Below are 18,857 nucleotides of genomic sequence, written 5' to 3' on the forward strand. Positions count from 1 at the left end.
TGGCAAGCTACTCTCGCCAACTGATTGATCTCATGCTTCAGAATAATTCTATGCTTGCTCAGCTCAAGCAACAAATTCGTGATACCACCCCGCGCGCTGAAGGGGTGATTAAAGCCACCGAGAAAGGCTTTGGCTTTCTCGAAACCGATAACGGTGAATCCTACTTCGTGCCGCCTCCCGCGATGAAGCAGGTGATTCACGGTGACCGCGTAGAAGCGGTGATTCACGAAAACGGTGACAAGAAATCGGTTGAGCCTGAAAAGCTGATTGAAGCCGGTCTTGACCGCTTTGTGGCGCGTGTTCAAAAGCGCGAAGATCGTTTGGCCGTCGTCCCTGATCACCCCTCTATTCGTAATGTGATCAAGTCACGTATCAAAAACAGCCTGGATGAAGCCAGCATTGCCGATGGTGACTGGGTGGTTGCCCGCCTGGTTCGCCATCCGCTTAAAGAGAATGACCGCGGCTTTTTTGCCCAAATTGATGAGTTGGTCGCCAAGTCGGACGACCCTGCGGTGCCATGGCGCGTCACACTTGCCCGTCACGCGCTGGAACAGGACTGCCCCGATGCGGGCACCGAATGGCCATTACACGAAGAAGGCCTGACCCGCGAAGACCTTACCGAGCAGCCCTTCTTCACTATCGACGGTGAAAAAACCCGCGATATGGATGATGCGCTACACGTAAGCAAACGCGCAGAGGGCGGCTGGCAGCTAAGCGTCGCGATTGCGGACCCCACTGCCTATGTAGAAGAGGGGCATGCCGCTGACCTGGAAGCACGTACCCGCGCCTTCACCGTGTACCTGCCGGGCCAAAACGTGACCATGCTGCCGGAACAGTTGGCCGATGACCTGTGCTCGCTACGGGAAGGCCAAGAGCGCCCGACACTCGCTTGCACGTTGGTTATCAATGCCGACGGCAGCCTGGGTGACTACCGCTTCTTCGCGGCGAACGTTAAATCGCATGCCAGGCTCGTGTATGACCGCGTTTCTGACTGGATTGACGGTCAAGGCGATTGGGCACCCGAAGATAACATCGCCGAGCAGCTTACTGCGCTGCAAGAACTCACCGAAGCACGTACCGCCTGGCGCAACGAGCACGCACTGGTCTTTAAAGATCGTCCCGATTACGTTTTTGAGCTTGACGCGGCAGGCAATGTGCTGGCGATCAATACCGAAGACCGGCGTATCGCCAACCGCATGATTGAAGAGTCGATGATTGCGGCCAACGCCTGCTGCGCGGACTTCCTGGCAAGCCACATCGGCCACGGTATCTTTAACGTGCATCGTGCCTTTGAGCCCGAAAAAGCCGAGGCGGCGCAAGAGTTCCTGGCAAGCCAGGAGATTACCGTTGAGCGTGAAGCGTTAACGGAACTGGATCACTACAAAGAGCTTAAGCGCGCGCTTGAGAGCCGCGATGACGCTTGGCTGGATGCCCGTCTGCGTCGTTTCCAGGGCTTTACCAGCATGTCTGCTCAGCCCGGCCCGCACTTTGGCCTTGGCTTGGCTGCTTACGCGACCTGGACATCGCCGATTCGTAAGTATGGCGATATGGTCAATCACCGTTTGATCAAACGCGTACTGAAAAGCGAACAGGCCCCGGCAGAAGCAAGCCAAGCGTTAACCGAGCAGCTCACCGAGCGCCGCCGCCTAAACCGGATGGCCGAGCGTGATGTGAAAGACTGGCTCTACGTGCGCTTCTTAACGCCTGCGGCGCAGAACCAGGACACGTTTGAAGCCGACATTATGGCGATTAACCGTGGCGGTATGCGCGTACGCCTGATTGAGAATGGCGCTACCGCGTTTGTTCCAGCTCCCTTGATGCATAGCGACCGCGACAAAGTGGCTATCGATGATAAAGAGGGACGCATTCAGATCGAGGGTGAAGAGCGCTATAAACTGGGCGATAGCCTGCGTGTTGCGCTGGTAGAAGCGCGTGAAGAGACCCGTTCGCTGGTGGCACGCCCCGCCTAAAGTGCCTGCCCGCCCATATGGGCGGGCTTATGACCTCGGCAATGTGACAGGCAATAGTCTGTTGCCGCTTGCCTCAGCGGTCATCAAAATGACACATTATACAGGGGGCGCCTGCGGCCCCCTGCGTTTGCAATCATAAGTCGCCCGCTCAACTATCAGTGGTTCGAGGAGGTATCGGCGTAGTGCATATTGCCGACATGACCATGTTTTATGCGCCCTCCAGTGGCGGCGTACGTACCTATCTTGATGCCAAGCGTCATCGCTTGAACGCCTTGGCCGATGCTCGCCATACCCTGCTGGTGCCTGGCGAGCGCCATGTGTATATAGCCCAAGATCACCGTGTTGATGTGCCCGCAACCCCACTGCCTTTCAGCAATGGCTATCGCTTCCCATTGACAAGGCGTCCCTGGCGGCGAGCGCTTAATGAGGTGCGTCCGGACCTGATCGAAGCCGGCGACCCGTATACCGTCGGCTGGGCGGCCATCGCAAGCGCCCGTGAGCTCGATATCCCGCTGATAGCTTTTTACCACTCCGACCTGCCCACCATGATCAGCAATCGGCTAGGGGACTGGTCACGTTCGCTGATCAACGGCTACATCTCGCGGCTTTATGATCATTATGATCGCGTCCTCGCTCCGAGCCGTGTGATGGCAGAGCGACTCGAAGGGCTGGGTATTAAGGAGGTTCGCGTTCAGCCGCTGGGCGTAGATCTCACCACCTTTCGTCCTGAACTTCGCGATGAGCAGGTCAGGGTCGAGCTGGGGCTTGATGACGACACACGCCTGCTGGTTTTTGCCGGGCGTGGCTCGCAGGAAAAAAACCTGTCGATCCTGCTGGAGACCATGCGCCGCCTGAAGAGCGGCACATCCACACAGCGCTATCATTTACTGATGATCGGCTCCTCAATGCCGACTCAGGTTCCCGACAACGTAACAGTCATCAATCATTTTTGCCCGACCGCCGAGATTGCACGTTATTTCGCCAGTAGCGATGCGTTGTTGCATGCGGGCACCCAGGAAACCTTCGGGCTGATTGTGCTGGAAGCCATGGCTTGTGGCATTCCGGTAGTGGCAGCCCGCGCCGGTGCGCTGACCGAAAACGTTCCCGAAGAGTGCGGAATGCTGTGTCGACCACTGGACAGTGAAGATATGGCGCGCAGCATTCAGGCGCTTTTTGAAAACGATGCAAAAGCCATGGGCCGTCGCGCGCGCGCACATGTAGAACGCCACCATGACTGGGATATCGTCGTGCAGGGGGTTATGCAGCACTATCGCGAACTTCTCGGCATTAGTCATACGGCAACGGTGAGCGCACAGCATGGCTAACAGGGAATTTGCACTGGTACTCCATGACATTGCCCCCATCACCTGGCCGGACTATCGCGCCTTTGTCGAGGAGGTCGATAGCATGGGAAAAATCCCCATGACCTGGCTTGTCGTGCCCGACTTTCATCATCGCAGTAACACCTTTAAAGACACCGACATGCTGCGGCTTCTGCATCAGCGCAGGGAGCGCGGAGACGAACTGGCGTTACATGGTTTCTATCACTGCGATGATGCGCCCGCCCCCCGCACGCCGCGCGATTACTTCATGCGACGGCTTTATACCTATGAAGGTGAGTTTTACCCGCTCAGCTACGCTGATGCGCTTGAACGTTTACAGCGTGGCGTCGAACTTTTTCGTGCTCAAGACTGGCCACTGGAGGGATTCGTTGCGCCCGCCTGGCTTTTAGGCGAAGGCGCCCGGCAGGCACTGAAAACCCAAGGGTTTACCTATACCAGCGACCCCGGCCAGCTGTACTTTCTGCCAGACTACACACCGATTAAGGCGCCCTCGCTAGTGTGGAGCGCACGCAGCCGCTGGCGGCGCGGTATGTCCTGGGTCGTTAATGAGCGGGCCAGGCGTCGTCATCGCCAAGCGCCACTGATTCGCCTGGGGTTACACCCCGTGGATATGCGCCATGCTATTTCAAGGCGCTACTGGCTGACGACGATTCGGCGCCTGTTAGAAGAAGGCTATCGGCCCACCACCAAGATCAGTTGGTTACAGCGCCATTGCAGTCAGCACAATCAGACTGGCACCTTATCATCACGTATGGGTACCCGCCTTGAAAACGCTCGCCCAGCGCCAAACCCACCCCTGAATAATTAAACGCATGCAAAGAACACTCTGGCTGCTGACCGCAGGTCTCATCGCTGTTATGGCCATCCCCCTATTACTGGGTGGCACTGACCTTATTCATTTACTTGCCGGGTTTCCACCAAGTCTGTTTGCGCTGATGCTGTGCATGATATTGGTCTGCTGGCTGCTTAACGGTGCCAAGCTGCGTGTTCTACTGGCGGGACGCGCCGGCAACATGGGCCTGATGCGTGCTACCGGTACGGTAATGGCTACTGAATTCGCCATTTGCGCCACGCCAGGGGGAAGCGGTGGGCCATTGACACTGATCGCCCTTCTCACGCGACGTGGCGTACGACCCGCGCAGACCACTGCCATTTTTGCTGTAGACCAAATCATTGACCTGCTGTTTTTTCTCTGTTCAATGATCGCGATGATGATTTATGTCATCACGCGCTCCATTGATGCCCGGCTAGGATGGATGTTGGTGGTACCCATGGCACTCTTGTGCCTGGCACTGCTCGGCGTCGTTCTCATAAGCCGCTATCATCGCCGCGTACTAATTGTGACCGGCCGCCTACTGTCTCGAATGCGTGTCAGTGCACGGTTTCAGCATGCCATGGTGCGCCGCATCCTGCTCTTCAAGCAGGCCTTTACCGAAACCCTTCAGTTGCCGCGCTCCGCGCTGGCCTTGGCCTTCGGATTCGGGATCGTGCACTGGATCGTGCGCTACAGCATTCTCTACGTCACGCTGTACGGCCTTGGGCAACATCTGGACTGGGCATGGACCTTCCTGGTGCAGATGCTCTCCATGGCGGCAGGCCAACTGACCCTGCTGCCCGGCGGTGCCGGGGGTGCAGAGCTCTCCTCGTCGGCCCTGCTGGCCCCTATAGTGGGTCAAAGCAGTGCGGCAGCCGCCATCTTGATCTGGCGTGCCGTCACCTACTATTTTTATCTAATCGCTGGGGCACCGGTATTTATGCTGATGGCAGGACGCCCGCTACTCAGAAAAATTCTTGAAGGGCGCAAGCGTGAGGTCGAGGGTTAAAATGACGGCAGTGCAGTCAACTTGAAGACACAAAAAAGGGGTGCCAAACGGCACCCCTTTTTGATCCGCTTGCCAGCTTACCAGCCCGTCACTTCTTTCAGTGCGTCGCCGATTTCTGCCAAAGAACGAACGGTTTTAACACCGGCGTCTTCCAGAGCAGCAAACTTCTCGTCAGCCGTGCCTTTACCACCAGAAATGATGGCGCCAGCGTGGCCCATACGCTTGCCAGGAGGTGCAGTAACACCGGCAATGTAAGAAACCACTGGCTTGGAAACGTGATCCTTGATGTAGGCGGCTGCTTCTTCTTCAGCCGTACCACCGATTTCGCCGATCATGACGATCGCTTCGGTTTTCGGATCCTTCTCGAACATTTCCAAAATGTCGATGAAGTTGGAACCCGGAATCGGGTCGCCACCGATACCGACACAGGTAGACTGACCGAAACCGTGGTCAGTGGTCTGCTTAACGGCTTCGTAAGTCAGCGTACCAGAGCGGGAAACGATACCCACACGGCCCGGCTGGTGGATGTGACCCGGCATGATACCGATTTTGCACTCACCCGGCGTGATAACACCCGGGCAGTTCGGGCCAATCAGACGCACGCCCAACTCGTCGCATTTTACTTTTGCGTCGAGCATATCAAGCGTAGCGATACCTTCGGTGATGCAAACGATCAGCTTGATGCCAGCGTTAGCAGCTTCAAGGATTGAGTCTTTGCAGAACGGAGCCGGTACGTAGATAACGCTGGCTTCCGCGCCTGTTTTCTCGACCGCTTCTTTAACGGTGTTGAAAACTGGCAGGCCCAAATGCTCCTGGCCGCCTTTGCCCGGCGTAACACCACCGACCATTTGCGTGCCATAGGCAATCGCCTGCTCGGAGTGGAACGTGCCCTGGCCACCGGTGAAACCCTGGCAGATGACCTTGGTGTTCTTATCGATCAGGATACTCATTACTTGCCCTCCGCCGCTTTAACAACCTGCTGAGCCGCATCGGTCAGACTGGTAGCAGCGATGATGTTCAGACCGCTGGACGCCAGTTTCTCAGCACCCAACTCGGCATTGTTACCTTCCAGGCGAACCACGACCGGCACGTTGACACCCACTTGCTCAACGGCACCGATAATGCCTTCAGCAATCATGTCGCAACGTACGATACCGCCGAAGATGTTAACCAGAACGGCTTTCACGTTGTCGTCAGACAGGATGATCTTGAACGCTTCTGCTACGCGCTCTTTGGTCGCGCCGCCGCCAACGTCCAGGAAGTTAGCCGGCTTGCCGCCACTCAGGTTAACGATGTCCATGGTGCCCATGGCCAGGCCTGCGCCGTTTACCATGCAACCAATGTTACCGTCGAGTGCGACGTAGTTCAGTTCCCACTTCGCTGCATCGGCTTCACGCTGATCTTCCTGGGAAGGATCGCGCATGGCCTGCAGGTCCGGGTGACGGTACAACGCATTGCTGTCGAGGCCCAGTTTGGCGTCGAGGCAGTGCAGGTTGCCTTCGTCAGTGATAACCAACGGGTTGATCTCTAAAAGCGCCAGATCCTTGTCGTGGAACAACTTGGATAGGCCCAGGAAGATCTTGGTGAACTGTTTGACCTGGTCGCCTTTCAGGCCCAGAGCAAAGGCCAACTCACGCGCCTGGTACGGCTGTGCGCCAACCAGCGGATCAATTTCGGCTTTAAGAATCTTTTCCGGCGTCTCTTCAGCAACCGTCTCGATTTCAACACCACCTTCAGTCGAGGCCATGAAGACCACGCGACGGGTAGTACGATCGACAACGGCACCGAGGTAAAGCTCATCGGCGATATCAGTGCAGGTCTCTACCAGAATCTTGGCAACCGGCTGACCTTGCTCGTCAGTCTGAAAGGTTACCAGGTTTTTGCCCAGCCACTGCTCGGCAAACGCCTTCGCTTCAGCCGGATCTTTGATCAACTTAACGCCACCCGCTTTACCACGGCCACCTGCGTGCACCTGGGCTTTAACTACCCACATGTCGCCGCCGATCTTTTTGCAGGCTTCTACTGCTTCTTCGGGAGTGTCCACGGCAAAGCCTTTAGACACTGGTAGACCATAATCAGCAAACAGCTGTTTGCCTTGATACTCGTGAAGGTTCATCGATTCATGCCATTGGTTGCATGTGACTCGAACGACAACCCGTTTTAAAAACGGGCTGTCCCCGTACTTTCGCGCGCTATTTTACAACATGCCCGAAAGTGATGCGCCACCTAATGGTGGCGCCTGGTAGTTACCGCTGAACTTATTTGCGCTTTTTACGATTAGCCATGTGGATTGCATGGCCTTCCACCGCGAGAGCCGCTTCATGAATAGCTTCAGAAGTGCTCGGGTGGGCATAGCAGGTCAACGCTAGATCTTCAGCGCTGGAACCAAATTCCATCGCGATAACGCCTTGGGCAATCAGCTCACCCGCGTGCTGACTGACGATGTGCATACCCAGAATGCGGTCTGTTTCGGCATCGGCAATAATCTTGGCCATACCTTCAGGCGCATTGTTGGCAAGCGCACGACCGTTGGCAGAGAACGGGAAAGAGCCGGTTTTGACTTCGATGCCTTTCGCTTTGGCATCTTGCTCGGTTATACCTACCCACGCGACTTCAGGCGAGGTGTAGATAACGCTGGGGATGGCGTCGTAATTCATTTCAGCTTTATGGCCAGCGATAATGTCAGCGACCATAACGCCTTCTTCAGACGCTTTATGAGCAAGCATTGGACCACGTACACAGTCACCGATTGCATAAACGCTCGGGACATTGGTACGGCACTGGTCATCAACGAAGATAAAGCCACGCTCGTCAAGCTCAACGCCTACGCCGTCGGCAATCACGCCTTGCGTATAAGGACGACGACCCACACAAACAATCAGTTTGTCGAAGGTCATTTCCTGTTCGCCGTCACCGTCGGTGTACTTAACGACGACTTCGTTGTCCTTGACTTCAGAACCGGTCACGCGTGCGCCCAGTTTGATGTCCAGACCCTGTTTCTTGAGCAGCTTCTGGGTCTCTTTGGCAATCGCGCCGTCAACCATCGGCAAAAAGCTGTCCATGGCTTCAAGAACGGTCACGTCAGAACCTAAACGCTTCCAAACGCTGCCCAGCTCCAAGCCGATAACACCAGCACCGATCACACCCAGACGCTTGGGTACTTCGGTAAACTCAAGTGCGCCTGTAGACGTCACAATCAGGTCGTCGGTCAGCGGCGTCGGCGGAATTTCAACCGGCACGGAGCCTGCGGCGATAACGATGTTGTCAGTCGTGTAGGTCGTGGCATTGCCATCGTGGTCGGTTACTTCAACTTCTGTAGACGAAGTAACTTTACCTTTACCTTCCAGCGAAGTAACACCGTTGGCCTTGAACAGTGCGCTGATGCCGCCCACGTTTTTGTTAATGACCGAGTTTTTGAACTCGAGCATTTTGGCAATGTTAGCCTTCGGCGCGTCAATCTCGATGCCAACTTCAGCAAAGTGATCACGTGCTTCAACAAACTTATGTGAGGTTTCCAGCAGCGCTTTGGAAGGAATACAACCGACGTTCAGGCAGGTACCGCCGTGAACAGTCTTGCCTTCCTTGTTAACCCATTTTTCAACACAGGCTGTTTTCAGGCCCATTTGCGCTGCGCGGATAGCAGCTACGTAACCGCCAGGGCCGGCGCCGATAACGATCACATCAAACTTGTCAGCCATGTTGGCTCCTTTAGCTCGGTGCTCTTCTCTCGTCTTTACATTGCCGAGAGAAGAGCGGTGTGCGACTGCATAAGAAGGGTGGCGCGTATCGAAATATCAATACGCAAGGATACGTGGTCTACGTACCTTAGACGTCCAGCAGCAAACGTGCCGGGTCTTCCAGCAATTCTTTAAGCGTAACCAGGAAACGTACGGCGTCTTTGCCATCAATCATACGGTGATCATATGACAGTGCCAGGTACATCATGGGGCGAATTTCAACCTTGCCATTAACAGCCATCGGACGATCCTGGATTTTGTGCATACCCAGAATAGCCGTTTGCGGCGGGTTGATAATCGGCGTCGACATCAGAGAACCGAACGTACCACCATTGGTGATAGTAAAGGTGCCGCCGATCATGTCGTCCATGCCCAGCTTACCGTCACGACCACGCTTACCGAAATCAACAATCGTTCTTTCGACATCAGCAATTTTCATGCTGTCGGTGTCGCGCAGTACAGGGACCACCAGACCACGGTCGGTGGATACCGCAACACCGATATCCTGGTAACCGTGATACACGATGTCGGTGCCGTCGATAGAGGCATTAACATCCGGGAAGCGTTTGAGAGCTTCAGTTGCCGCTTTTACAAAGAAGCCCATAAAGCCCAGCTTGATATCGTGAGCTTTTAGGAAGGTGTCTTTGTACTGCGCACGCAGGGCCATGATCTCAGTCATGTCCACTTCGTTATACGTAGTCAGCATGGCCGCGGTTTGCTGAGCTTGTACCAGACGCTTGGCAATGGTTTGACGCAGGCGGGTCATCGGCACGCGTTTTTCAACACGCTCGCCTTCAACAGCCGCTGGGGCCGCTGCGGCGTTGCTCGGCGCAGAAGACTTGGCAGCACCTTTCTTGGCGGAGCCATCTTTAACGGCTTTTTGCACGTCTTCTTTCAGGACGCGACCGCCTTTGCCCGTACCTTCAATTTTGGCAACGTCAAGGTCGTGCTCGGCAACCAGCTTGCGCGCCGCCGGTGCGACGATCTTGTCGCCCATTTTCTCATCGCTGGCGCCATCGTCAGCAGAGGCGGCTGGCTCTTTATCAGCCGCTGTTGCTACGTCGCTACCGCCACCTTCGGTGAAGACCGCAAGAATTGCTTCGGACTCTACCTGGCTGCCCTCTTCGGCTTTAATTTCTGCCAGCGCACCGTCAGCAGGCGCAACCACTTCCAGTACGACTTTATCGGTTTCGATATCAGCCAGTACTTCATCGCGCTTAACCGCTTCACCGACCTTTTTGTGCCAAGTCGCCACGGTGCCTTCCTGGATAGACTCAGGGAAGCTCGGCGCTTTTACATCATGCTGCTTGCCGCCGCTGGCTTTCTTCTCTTCTGTTTTCTCTTCTTTCTTTTCGTCTTGCTGATCAGCTTTCTCGGCTTTCGGCTCATCAGAAGATGGCTCTTCTTTTTTACCGCTGTCGCCTGAAGCGCTGCCTTCACCGATTTTGCCAAGCACCTGCTCAGACGCGACGCTTTCGCCCTCTTCGGCCATTACGTCAGTCAGGGTGCCCGCTTCAGGTGCCACCACTTCCAGCACCACTTTGTCGGTTTCGATTTCAACAATCAGTTCGTCACGCTCGACGCTGTCACCCGGCTTTTTATGCCACGTAGCCACAGTACCTTCGGCAACGGATTCCGGAAAGGTTGGCGCTTTGATCTCGGTAGCCATGTCGTTTCCCTTATGGTGTTCTCTAAACCCGGTGGGCGCTTTACAGATTGAAAGCGTCTTCCACCAGCTGGCGCTGCTGTTCAGTATGGACGGACATATAGCCCGCTGCCGGCGCGGCAGAGGCAGGACGTCCTGCAAATTTCAACTCGCGTCCGAGGCCATCTTTAAGCATATCGGCCACTGTACGCATGTGGTGCTGACTGGAGTACCAAGCGCCCTGGTTCAACGGCTCTTCCTGACACCAGACAATATCTTCCACATTGCCATACGCCTGGAGCACTTCCAGAAGCTCTTCTTTCGGGAAGGGATACAGCTGCTCAAGACGAATGATCGCCGTATCGTTACGCTCGTTTTCTGCACGCCAGGCGGCCAGGTCATAGTAGACCTTGCCTGAGCACAGAATCGTACGCGTTACGTTTTCAGCGGCCAGATCCGCTTGATCCGGCAACACCATTTGGAATTTGCCGTGAGCAAGATCTTCAAGGCTCGATACCGCTTCCTTGTGACGCAGCAACGACTTGGGCGACATAACAATCAACGGCTTGCGCAGCGGACGAATCACCTGACGACGCAGCAAGTGATAAATCTGCGCAGGTGTCGTCGGTACACAGACCTGCATGTTGTGCTCAGCACACATTTGCAGGAAACGTTCCAGTCGCGCAGACGAGTGCTCTGGACCCTGGCCTTCATAGCCATGGGGTAGCAGCATCGTTAGGCCACATAAACGGCCCCACTTGCTCTCACCAGAAGAGATGAACTGATCAACGACCACCTGTGCACCGTTGAAGAAGTCACCAAACTGGGCTTCCCAGATAACCAGGTCATTCGGCGCAGTGGTGGAGTAACCGTACTCAAACGCCAACACAGCTTCTTCCGATAGGAAGGAGTCGTGAATGGTGAAAACCGGCTGACCATCGGCCATGTTTTGCAGTGGCACGTAGGTAGAGCCATTTTTCTGGTTATGAACCACAGCGTGACGGTGCGAGAACGTGCCACGACCCACATCCTGACCGGTAATCCGGATCGGGTGCCCTTGGTCAAGTAACGTGGCGTAGGCCAGCGTTTCAGCAAAGCCCCAGTTCATGGCCATGCCACCGGCCTGCATCTTGCGGCGGTCTTCGTAAATCTTGGCGACCTGGCGCTGCACTTCGACCCCATCCGGAATCTCGCACATTTTCGCAGCCAGCTGCTGAAGACGCTTCATGTCAAAAGACGTGTCCGCATCGCCTGTCCACTCATGCCCCAGATACGGCGCCCAGTTCACAAACAGGGATTGATTGGGCTCCTGAACCAGTGCATTGGCAACGTGGTTACCCGCGACCAGATCATCGCGATACGTTTCCATCATCGCTTTGGCGTCATCTTCAGATAGAACGCCCTGGTCAACCAAGCGCTTAACGTAAACCGTACGCGTCGACGCATGATCCTTGATTTTGGCGTACATCAATGGCTGCGTACCGGACGGCTCATCGGCTTCGTTATGCCCACGGCGACGGTAGCAGACCAGATCAATAACGACGTCTTTTTTGAACTGTTGACGGTAATCCAGCGCCACTTGGGTCGCATGGATAACGGCGTCAGGATCATCACCATTCACATGGAAGATGGGCGCCTGGACCATCTTGGCAATGTCGGTACAGTACTCGGTCGAACGAGCATCCATGGGGTTGGACGTCGTAAAGCCCACCTGGTTATTGATGACGATGTGAATCGTGCCGCCGGTCTTATAGGCCCGGGTCTGAGACATCTGGAATGTCTCCATGACGACGCCCTGACCCGCGAAGGCAGCATCACCATGAATATTGATGGGTAACACCTTGTCCCCGACAGGATCCTTGCGGCGGTCTTGGCGCGCGCGTACGGAACCTTCAACAACCGGTGCGACAATTTCCAGGTGCGAGGGGTTGAACGACATGGCCAGGTGGACTTCGCCGCCCGGTGACATGACGTTGGAGCTAAAGCCCTGGTGATACTTCACATCGCCAGAACCACGCTCAATCACCTTCTTACCATCAAACTCATCAATCAAGTCAGCCGGGTTTTTGCCCAGAATATTGACCAACAGGTTGAGGCGACCACGGTGCGCCATACCGATAACGACTTCCTTCGTACCATAACCGCCAGCACGCTGGATAAGCTCGTCCATCATAGGTACAAAGACTTCACCACCTTCAAGACCAAAGCGTTTGGTACCCGGATATTTGGATGCCAGGTAAGTTTCCAAACCTTCAGCAGCCGTCAGACGCTCGAGCACATGCTTGCGAACATCGTCACTAAACTTGGGAGCACTGCGCACTGATTCGAAGCGCCGTTGTAGCCAGCGTTTCTCTTCTGTGTCCACGATATGCATGAACTCACAGCCGATGGAGCGACAGTACGTCTTCTCCAACGCGTCCACGATCTCACGCAGTGGTGCCTTATCAATACCCAGGAAGAACGAACCGGTCTGGAACTCGGTATCAAGATCAGCCTTGGTCAACTGATGGAATGATAAATCGAGGTCAGGGACGGGGGTAGGATTACGCAGTCCAAGCGGATCGATATCAGCCTTTTGATGACCACGGAAGCGATACGCATTGATCAACTGCAGGACTTTCACCTGCTTTTTGTTCTCACCGCTATCGGCAGCGGCAACTACCCGGCCCGGGCGGCTTTCACGACCTAGCTGGTAGAATTGATCACGAGTCGGGCTTAGTGGAACATCGTGGGAGGCACTGCCCTCGGAACTCGGTAGCTGGTCAAAATAGCTACGCCATTCGTCAGAAACAGCATCTGGATCGGCGAGGTACTGCTCGTAAAGCGCTTCCACGTAGTGGACATTGCCACCACTAACGTGAGAGGAACGCCACATTAACTCCATTATGCCTTGTTGCATCTCTCGGTCACCCTACACTGATGGGGTGGTATCGGCATCGCTGCAAAACACAACGACATCGCTATTGCCCTGCCGGCGGGGCGGAACATGTACCGGCGGCACCGACCAACGGTCGGAAGCCCTACATAATTACTATTTCTTAATTACTATTTCTTAACTGCTATTCTTGCTCAGCTCATGCTCAAAAGCCGGTACTCGCAGCACCGGCTTTTAAACTTGACTGCTCATAAAGTGCGGCGACGCGCCGCACCTTATGACAAGCCCTATGATAACAAGCGAAGCGCCACGATTTAAGTAGTAAAACGAGACTTGTTGCGTGGCAAACGCTTTTTATTGACTCACAAGGCGTTTATGTTGCATCTGCGAGCAGCATTTCGCGAATTTTACCGATGGCCCGCGTCGGATTTAAGCCTTTCGGGCAAACCGCTACGCAGTTCATGATGCCGCGGCAGCGGAACACCGAGAACGGATCTTCCAGGCTGGTCAAACGCTCGCGGGTTGCGGTATCGCGCGAATCCGCCAGGAAGCGGTAAGACTGCAGCAAGCCAGCAGGTCCTACGAACTTGTCCGGGTTCCACCAGAACGACGGGCAAGACGTAGAGCAGCAAGCACACAAGATGCACTCGTACAGGCCATCCAACTTTTCACGGTCTTCGGGCGACTGCAGGCGCTCAATGGCGGGCGCTGGCGTTTCATTTTGCAGGTACGGCTGAATACGCTCGTACTGCTTATAGAAAATCCCCATATCCACAACCATATCGCGGATAACCGGCAGACCAGGCAGCGGGCGCAGGATCAGCTTGTTGTTTTTCACAACATCTGACAGCGGTGTAATACACGCCAGGCCGTTTTTGCCGTTCATGTTCATACCATCAGAGCCGCAAACGCCTTCGCGGCAGCTACGACGGAATGCCAGACCACTGTCCTGTTCTTTCATCATATGAAGAACATCCAGCACCATGACATCGCGCCCTTTGGTATCAACCTGGAACTCCTGCATATAGGGCGCGGAGTCGGTTTCCGGATTGTAACGGTATACGGATACCTGAAGATTGGACATTATAACTCCCTCTCGTCAATGCGGAGTTTAGTAGGTACGAACCTTGGGTTCGAACGTATCAACAGTTTTCGGCTTGAAGTTGACGTCGCGCTGCTTCAGCTCTTTGGTGAGCGGGAAGTAGAGCGAGTGTTTCAGCCAGTTGACGTCATCACGGTCTGGGTAATCGTAACGTGAATGGGCACCGCGGCTCTCTTTACGCTCAAGGGCGGCAATTGCCGTCGCTTCGGCCACTTCCATCAGGTTATCAAGTTCCAGCGCTTCTACACGGGCCGTGTTGAAAGCATTGGACTTATCAGGCAGGTGAGCATTGGCAATACGGCTGCGCAGGTTGGCAAGCTTCTCAACGCCTTCCAGCATGTTTTTCTCTTCACGGAATACACCGAAAGAGTTCTGCATGATGTCCTGAAGCTCTGCTTTCAGCGCAGGAATGCTCTCACCGCCTTCTGACTCGTTCCAACGAGTAATGCGCTTCATCGCTGATTCAATATCAGACTCGGAGGCATCCAGGTACTCAATACCTTCGTTCAGCGCGCCTTCAATAAACATACCGGCGGCACGGCCAAACACCACCAGGTCCAGCAAGGAGTTTCCGCCCAGACGGTTAGCACCGTGAACAGATACGCACGCTGCTTCACCACAGGCGAACAGACCGTTGATGATCTGGTCGTTGCCGCTTTCGTCCTGCAGAATCGCCTGACCATGAATATTGGTCGGAATACCGCCCATCATATAGTGGCAGGTCGGCACGACCGGGATCGGGTCTTTCGCTGGATCGACATGGGCGAAGGTCTTTGAAAGCTCAACGATACCCGGCAGACGCTTGCTCAGCACTTCTTCACCCAGGTGATCAAGCTTCAGGAAGACGTGATCACCCTTCTCGCCACAACCGCGGCCTTCCAGAATTTCCATGACCATGGAACGCGCAACAACGTCACGACCCGCCAGGTCTTTCGCGTTGGGCGCGTAACGCTCCATAAAGCGCTCGCCGTCTTTATTGATCAGGTAGCCACCTTCCCCGCGGCACCCTTCGGTCACCAGCGTGCCCGCACCGTAAATACCGGTCGGGTGGAACTGCCACATTTCCATATCCTGCATCGGGAAGCCCGCACGCAACGCCATACCGATACCGTCACCCGTATTGATCAAGGCATTGGTGGTAGAGGCGTAAATTCGGCCAGCACCGCCAGTCGCCAATACAGTGGCTTTGGATTTAACGTGAACAACTTCGCCAGTTTCAATGCACATGGCGATACAACCCACCACGTCACCGTTGCCATTCTTCACCAGATCAACCGCGTACCACTCATTCAAGAACGTTGTATTGTTCTTAAGGTTGTTCTGGTAAAGCGTGTGCAGCAGTGCGTGACCGGTACGGTCTGCCGCCGCGCAAGTACGCGCCGCCTGGCCGCCTTCACCGAAATTCTTGGACTGGCCACCGAACGGACGCTGATAGATGCGGCCGTTATCAAAGCGCGAAAACGGCAGGCCCATGTGCTCAAGTTCAAATACAGCTTTCGGGCCTTCAGAGCACATATACTCCGACGCGTCCTGGTCAGCGATATAGTCGCCGCCTTTAACAGTGTCGTACATGTGCCAGCGCCAATCGTCATTAGGATCAGAAGACGCGATAGCGCAGGTAATACCGCCCTGGGCAGAGACAGTGTGAGAGCGTGTCGGGAAGACTTTGGAAAGGACGGCTGTTTGTTTACCGGACTTCGCCAGTTCTAAAGCAGCGCGCAGGCCAGCGCCACCGCCACCGATAATAATGGCGTCAAACGTCAGGCTACGAAGGTTAGACATTTATCAAGCTCCCCACAGAATTTGAATGCCCCAAACCAGGTACACGAAGATAGCCAGAATAATCAGCGTCTGGGCACCTACGCGCAGGCCAGTGGACTTAAGGTAATCAGTGGTTACGGTCCACAAGCCAATCCAGGCATGTGCTGCAATGGATATAAAAGCCAGCAATGAGAAGATCCGCATCCACGTTTGGTTAAACAGGCCGCTCCAGGTGTAGTAGTCAAGGTCTGGATTAAACAACAGATAGGCCACCATAAAGACCGTGTAAACGGCCAGCACCACCGCAGACACACGCTGCATCAGCCAATCAGACAATCCGCTTCGGCCAAAACTTGTGACGTTGGTTACCATACCCAAACTCCTGCCAGAATAATTAGAACGGCACTCACCACAACGGTGATCTGTGCTTTTTGCACACCACCTTCTAGTGTCACACCAATATCGGCATCCATTAACAGGTGTTTAATCCCTGCTACAAAATGGAACGCCAGCGCAGAAAGCAGTCCCCAAGCAATGAACTTGGCCAATAAATTATTGGCAAGTGCGCTGCTAACGGCATCAAAGCCTGCTGGAGATGAAAGTGACTTACCCAACGCCCAAAAAGCGAACACCAGGCCAACGAACAGAATAACCCCCGTAATACGGTGGGCAATCGACGTCAGTGCCGGAAGTGGGAAGTGTATCGTTGTTAGATCTAAATTTACGGGTCGTTTGCTATTCACGGCTTATACACACTCTCTTGGCCCGCTCTGCGACAGGTCGGGCATAGCCCGAGCGGGCAGTGGTTGCTGGAAGGGGCTCGGCCGTTTGCCAAGTCGGGCACGACCACCTACCTGCCGGTCGCGCGCCGTGGATTATAAGAACCTTCGCCCCTGCTGACAAACCGAACTCGGACCTAACTCAATTATGTTGCAAAAAAAGCAGCCCGGCCGAGTCGATTTTGCAATGCAGCATCGATATAGTGACAGAGTCACGATAATTTGATAAGCCTGTTAAGGATTCGTCAAATCTCTGGCACCTGGTTACTATAGCTATCATTTGCCATATACAAAAATTGTCTAAGATAATAATTTTGCATAACCATACACGCACCACCCATGCCTAGCGCTTTGCATAATTGACAAAATGTCGCGCGCTCTTATAGTGGGCAAACCTTTTCGCCGGCGCGGCATGCGAAACAATGACTTTACGTCCCAACCCGAATCCGAAAGGAGGCCAACATGGCTGACAGGAAAGCAACATTGACGGTAGACGGTCTTGATAAAACGATCGAACTACCCATGTACTCCGGCACCCTTGGCCCAGACGTTATTGATGTCCGCGGCTTAGGTGCGGAAGGCCTGTTCACCTACGACCCTGGCTTTATGGCCACCTCTTCTTGCCAATCTGCCATCACCTATATTGACGGCGGCAAAGGCGTACTGCTGCATCGCGGCTACCCTATTGACCAACTGGCTAAAGAGTCCAACTTTGTTGAACTGAGCTATACCCTGCTTTTTGGTGAACTGCCCAACGACGAGCAGTACACGGACTTCGCTGCACGCATTCGCAATCACACGATGGTGCACGACCAAATCAACAACTTCTTTAAAGGGTTTCGCCGCGACGCGCACCCCATGTCAATTATGTGCGGCGTCGTAGGCGGTCTTGCGGCGTTCTACCATGACCACATGGATATCACTAAAGAAGAAGACCGCACTATTAGTGCTATTCGCCTGATCGCCAAAATGCCGACTCTGGCGGCCATGTCGCACAAGTATAATGTTGGCCAGCCGTTTAATTACCCGCGCAACGACCTGAGCTATGCAGAGAATTTCCTCTACATGATGTTCAGCAACCCGTGCGAAGAGTACAAGATCAACCCGGTTTACGCGAAAGCGATGGACCGCATTTTCATGCTGCATGCCGACCATGAGCAGAATGCCTCCACCTCTACCGTACGCTTGGCAGGCTCGACCGGCGCCAACCCCTTTGCCTGCATTAGCGCTGGCATTGCGGCACTATGGGGCCCGGCACACGGCGGCGCGAACGAAGCCGTACTGGCGATGCTTGATGAGATTGGCGACGACTCTGAAGAGAACATCCAACGCTTCATTGACAAGGCAAAAGACAAGGAAGACCCGTTCAAGCTGATGGGCTTTGGTCACCGCGTGTATCGCAACTTTGACCCCCGCGCCAAGGTAATGAAAGAGACCTGCGACGAAGTACTCGCCGAACTGGGCATGGCGAACGACCCGCAGCTTAAAATTGCCAAACGCCTAGAGCAAATTGCACTGGAAGACGAATACTTCATCGAGCGCAAGCTTTACCCGAACGTCGACTTCTACTCTGGCATCATTTTGAAAGCGATGGGCATCCCCACCAATATGTTCACGGTAATCTTTGCCGTATCACGCACGATTGGCTGGATCTCCCACTGGAACGAAATGTTGAGCGAAAGCTATAAAATTGGTCGTCCGCGTCAGCTTTACACTGGCCATGACCAACGCGATTACCCGTCGAAATAATTTTCGACGGTTGAATCTTCAAGAAGGCCACCCTCGGGTGGCCTTCCTTGTTTAAGCGTCTCTGCTTGTATAT

14 protein-coding genes are annotated in these 18,857 nt (G+C 54.6%); 5 read left to right on the forward strand and 9 right to left on the reverse strand.

What is annotated here, in order from left to right; genetic code table 11:
• Positions 1–32 precede the first annotated feature (32 nt).
• The 4 genes from ACT3RQ_RS11240 (at position 33) to ACT3RQ_RS11255 (ending at position 5,136) form a co-directional block, all read left to right on the forward strand.
• On the forward strand, positions 33–1,970 hold the full coding sequence (locus ACT3RQ_RS11240) for an exoribonuclease II (RefSeq protein WP_192527849.1): 1,938 nt from the start codon (positions 33–35) through the stop codon (positions 1,968–1,970).
• 182 nt (positions 1,971–2,152) lie between these two features.
• Positions 2,153–3,295, forward strand: coding sequence for a glycosyltransferase family 4 protein (locus ACT3RQ_RS11245; protein ID WP_444680504.1), 1,143 nt, complete (start codon positions 2,153–2,155; stop codon positions 3,293–3,295).
• Positions 3,288–4,121: a DUF2334 domain-containing protein gene (locus tag ACT3RQ_RS11250; protein WP_444680505.1), complete on the forward strand. Its 834-nt coding sequence runs from the start codon at positions 3,288–3,290 to the stop codon at positions 4,119–4,121. Before ACT3RQ_RS11245 ends, ACT3RQ_RS11250 begins: the two co-directional genes overlap by 8 nt.
• A gap of 4 nt (positions 4,122–4,125) precedes the next feature.
• On the forward strand, positions 4,126–5,136 hold the full coding sequence (locus ACT3RQ_RS11255) for a lysylphosphatidylglycerol synthase transmembrane domain-containing protein (RefSeq protein ID WP_444680506.1): 1,011 nt from the start codon (positions 4,126–4,128) through the stop codon (positions 5,134–5,136).
• A gap of 77 nt (positions 5,137–5,213) precedes the next feature.
• On the opposite strand, the gene sucD is transcribed toward ACT3RQ_RS11255, so the two are convergent.
• The 9 genes from sucD to sdhC form a co-directional block, all read right to left on the reverse strand.
• Positions 5,214–6,086, reverse strand: a complete 873-nt coding sequence (gene sucD, locus ACT3RQ_RS11260) for a succinate--CoA ligase subunit alpha (RefSeq protein WP_172117205.1) — start codon at positions 6,084–6,086, stop codon at positions 5,214–5,216.
• The gene (gene sucC, locus ACT3RQ_RS11265; protein WP_193054822.1) at positions 6,086–7,252 is read right to left on the reverse strand and encodes an ADP-forming succinate--CoA ligase subunit beta; all 1,167 of its coding nucleotides are present in this window, start codon (positions 7,250–7,252) and stop codon (positions 6,086–6,088) included. Before sucC ends, sucD begins: the two co-directional genes overlap by 1 nt.
• 142 nt (positions 7,253–7,394) lie before the next feature.
• On the reverse strand, positions 7,395–8,834 hold the full coding sequence (gene lpdA, locus ACT3RQ_RS11270; protein WP_444680507.1) for a dihydrolipoyl dehydrogenase: 1,440 nt from the start codon (positions 8,832–8,834) through the stop codon (positions 7,395–7,397).
• A gap of 127 nt (positions 8,835–8,961) precedes the next feature.
• On the reverse strand, positions 8,962–10,542 hold the full coding sequence (gene odhB, locus ACT3RQ_RS11275) for a 2-oxoglutarate dehydrogenase complex dihydrolipoyllysine-residue succinyltransferase (protein WP_193054821.1): 1,581 nt from the start codon (positions 10,540–10,542) through the stop codon (positions 8,962–8,964).
• A gap of 40 nt (positions 10,543–10,582) precedes the next feature.
• Complete coding sequence (locus ACT3RQ_RS11280; protein WP_444680508.1) at positions 10,583–13,417, reverse strand: 2-oxoglutarate dehydrogenase E1 component; 2,835 nt, start codon at positions 13,415–13,417, stop codon at positions 10,583–10,585.
• A 349-nt stretch (positions 13,418–13,766) separates the two neighbouring features.
• Entirely contained in the window at positions 13,767–14,477 is a 711-nt protein-coding gene (locus ACT3RQ_RS11285) for a succinate dehydrogenase iron-sulfur subunit (RefSeq protein ID WP_087106268.1), read from the reverse strand.
• A gap of 27 nt (positions 14,478–14,504) precedes the next feature.
• Positions 14,505–16,277: a succinate dehydrogenase flavoprotein subunit gene (sdhA, locus tag ACT3RQ_RS11290; RefSeq protein ID WP_172117209.1), complete on the reverse strand. Its 1,773-nt coding sequence runs from the start codon at positions 16,275–16,277 to the stop codon at positions 14,505–14,507.
• Between the two features lie 3 nt (positions 16,278–16,280).
• Entirely contained in the window at positions 16,281–16,628 is a 348-nt protein-coding gene (sdhD, locus tag ACT3RQ_RS11295; RefSeq protein ID WP_172117210.1) for a succinate dehydrogenase, hydrophobic membrane anchor protein, read from the reverse strand.
• Positions 16,622–16,999, reverse strand: coding sequence for a succinate dehydrogenase, cytochrome b556 subunit (sdhC, locus tag ACT3RQ_RS11300; protein WP_087106275.1), 378 nt, complete (start codon positions 16,997–16,999; stop codon positions 16,622–16,624). The genes sdhD and sdhC overlap by 7 nt, the downstream gene beginning before the upstream one ends.
• A 498-nt stretch (positions 17,000–17,497) precedes the next feature.
• Between sdhC and gltA the strand changes: the two genes are divergently transcribed.
• On the forward strand, positions 17,498–18,784 hold the full coding sequence (gene gltA, locus ACT3RQ_RS11305; protein WP_172117211.1) for a citrate synthase: 1,287 nt from the start codon (positions 17,498–17,500) through the stop codon (positions 18,782–18,784).
• Positions 18,785–18,857 lie beyond the last annotated feature (73 nt).

The organism is Halomonas sp. AOP43-D1-4, from assembly GCF_052446175.1.
Classification (GTDB): Bacteria; Pseudomonadota; Gammaproteobacteria; order Pseudomonadales; family Halomonadaceae; genus Vreelandella; species Vreelandella citrativorans.

Bases quoted from the DNA above. Each gene is read 5' to 3' on its own strand.
- ACT3RQ_RS11240 (WP_192527849.1), top strand. From the start codon at position 33: ATGCTTCAGAATAATTCTATGCTTGCTCAGCTCAAGCAACAAATTCGT.
- ACT3RQ_RS11250 (WP_444680505.1), top strand. From the start codon at position 3,288: ATGGCTAACAGGGAATTTGCACTGGTACTCCATGACATTGCCCCCATC.
- ACT3RQ_RS11255 (WP_444680506.1), top strand. From the start codon at position 4,126: ATGCAAAGAACACTCTGGCTGCTGACCGCAGGTCTCATCGCTGTTATG.
- sucD (WP_172117205.1), bottom strand. From the start codon at position 6,086: ATGAGTATCCTGATCGATAAGAACACCAAGGTCATCTGCCAGGGTTTC.
- sucC (WP_193054822.1), bottom strand. From the start codon at position 7,252: ATGAACCTTCACGAGTATCAAGGCAAACAGCTGTTTGCTGATTATGGT.
- lpdA (WP_444680507.1), bottom strand. From the start codon at position 8,834: ATGGCTGACAAGTTTGATGTGATCGTTATCGGCGCCGGCCCTGGCGGT.
- odhB (WP_193054821.1), bottom strand. From the start codon at position 10,542: ATGGCTACCGAGATCAAAGCGCCAACCTTTCCGGAATCCGTTGCCGAA.
- ACT3RQ_RS11280 (WP_444680508.1), bottom strand. From the start codon at position 13,417: ATGCAACAAGGCATAATGGAGTTAATGTGGCGTTCCTCTCACGTTAGT.
- ACT3RQ_RS11285 (WP_087106268.1), bottom strand. From the start codon at position 14,477: ATGTCCAATCTTCAGGTATCCGTATACCGTTACAATCCGGAAACCGAC.
- sdhA (WP_172117209.1), bottom strand. From the start codon at position 16,277: ATGTCTAACCTTCGTAGCCTGACGTTTGACGCCATTATTATCGGTGGC.
- sdhD (WP_172117210.1), bottom strand. From the start codon at position 16,628: ATGGTAACCAACGTCACAAGTTTTGGCCGAAGCGGATTGTCTGATTGG.
- gltA (WP_172117211.1), top strand. From the start codon at position 17,498: ATGGCTGACAGGAAAGCAACATTGACGGTAGACGGTCTTGATAAAACG.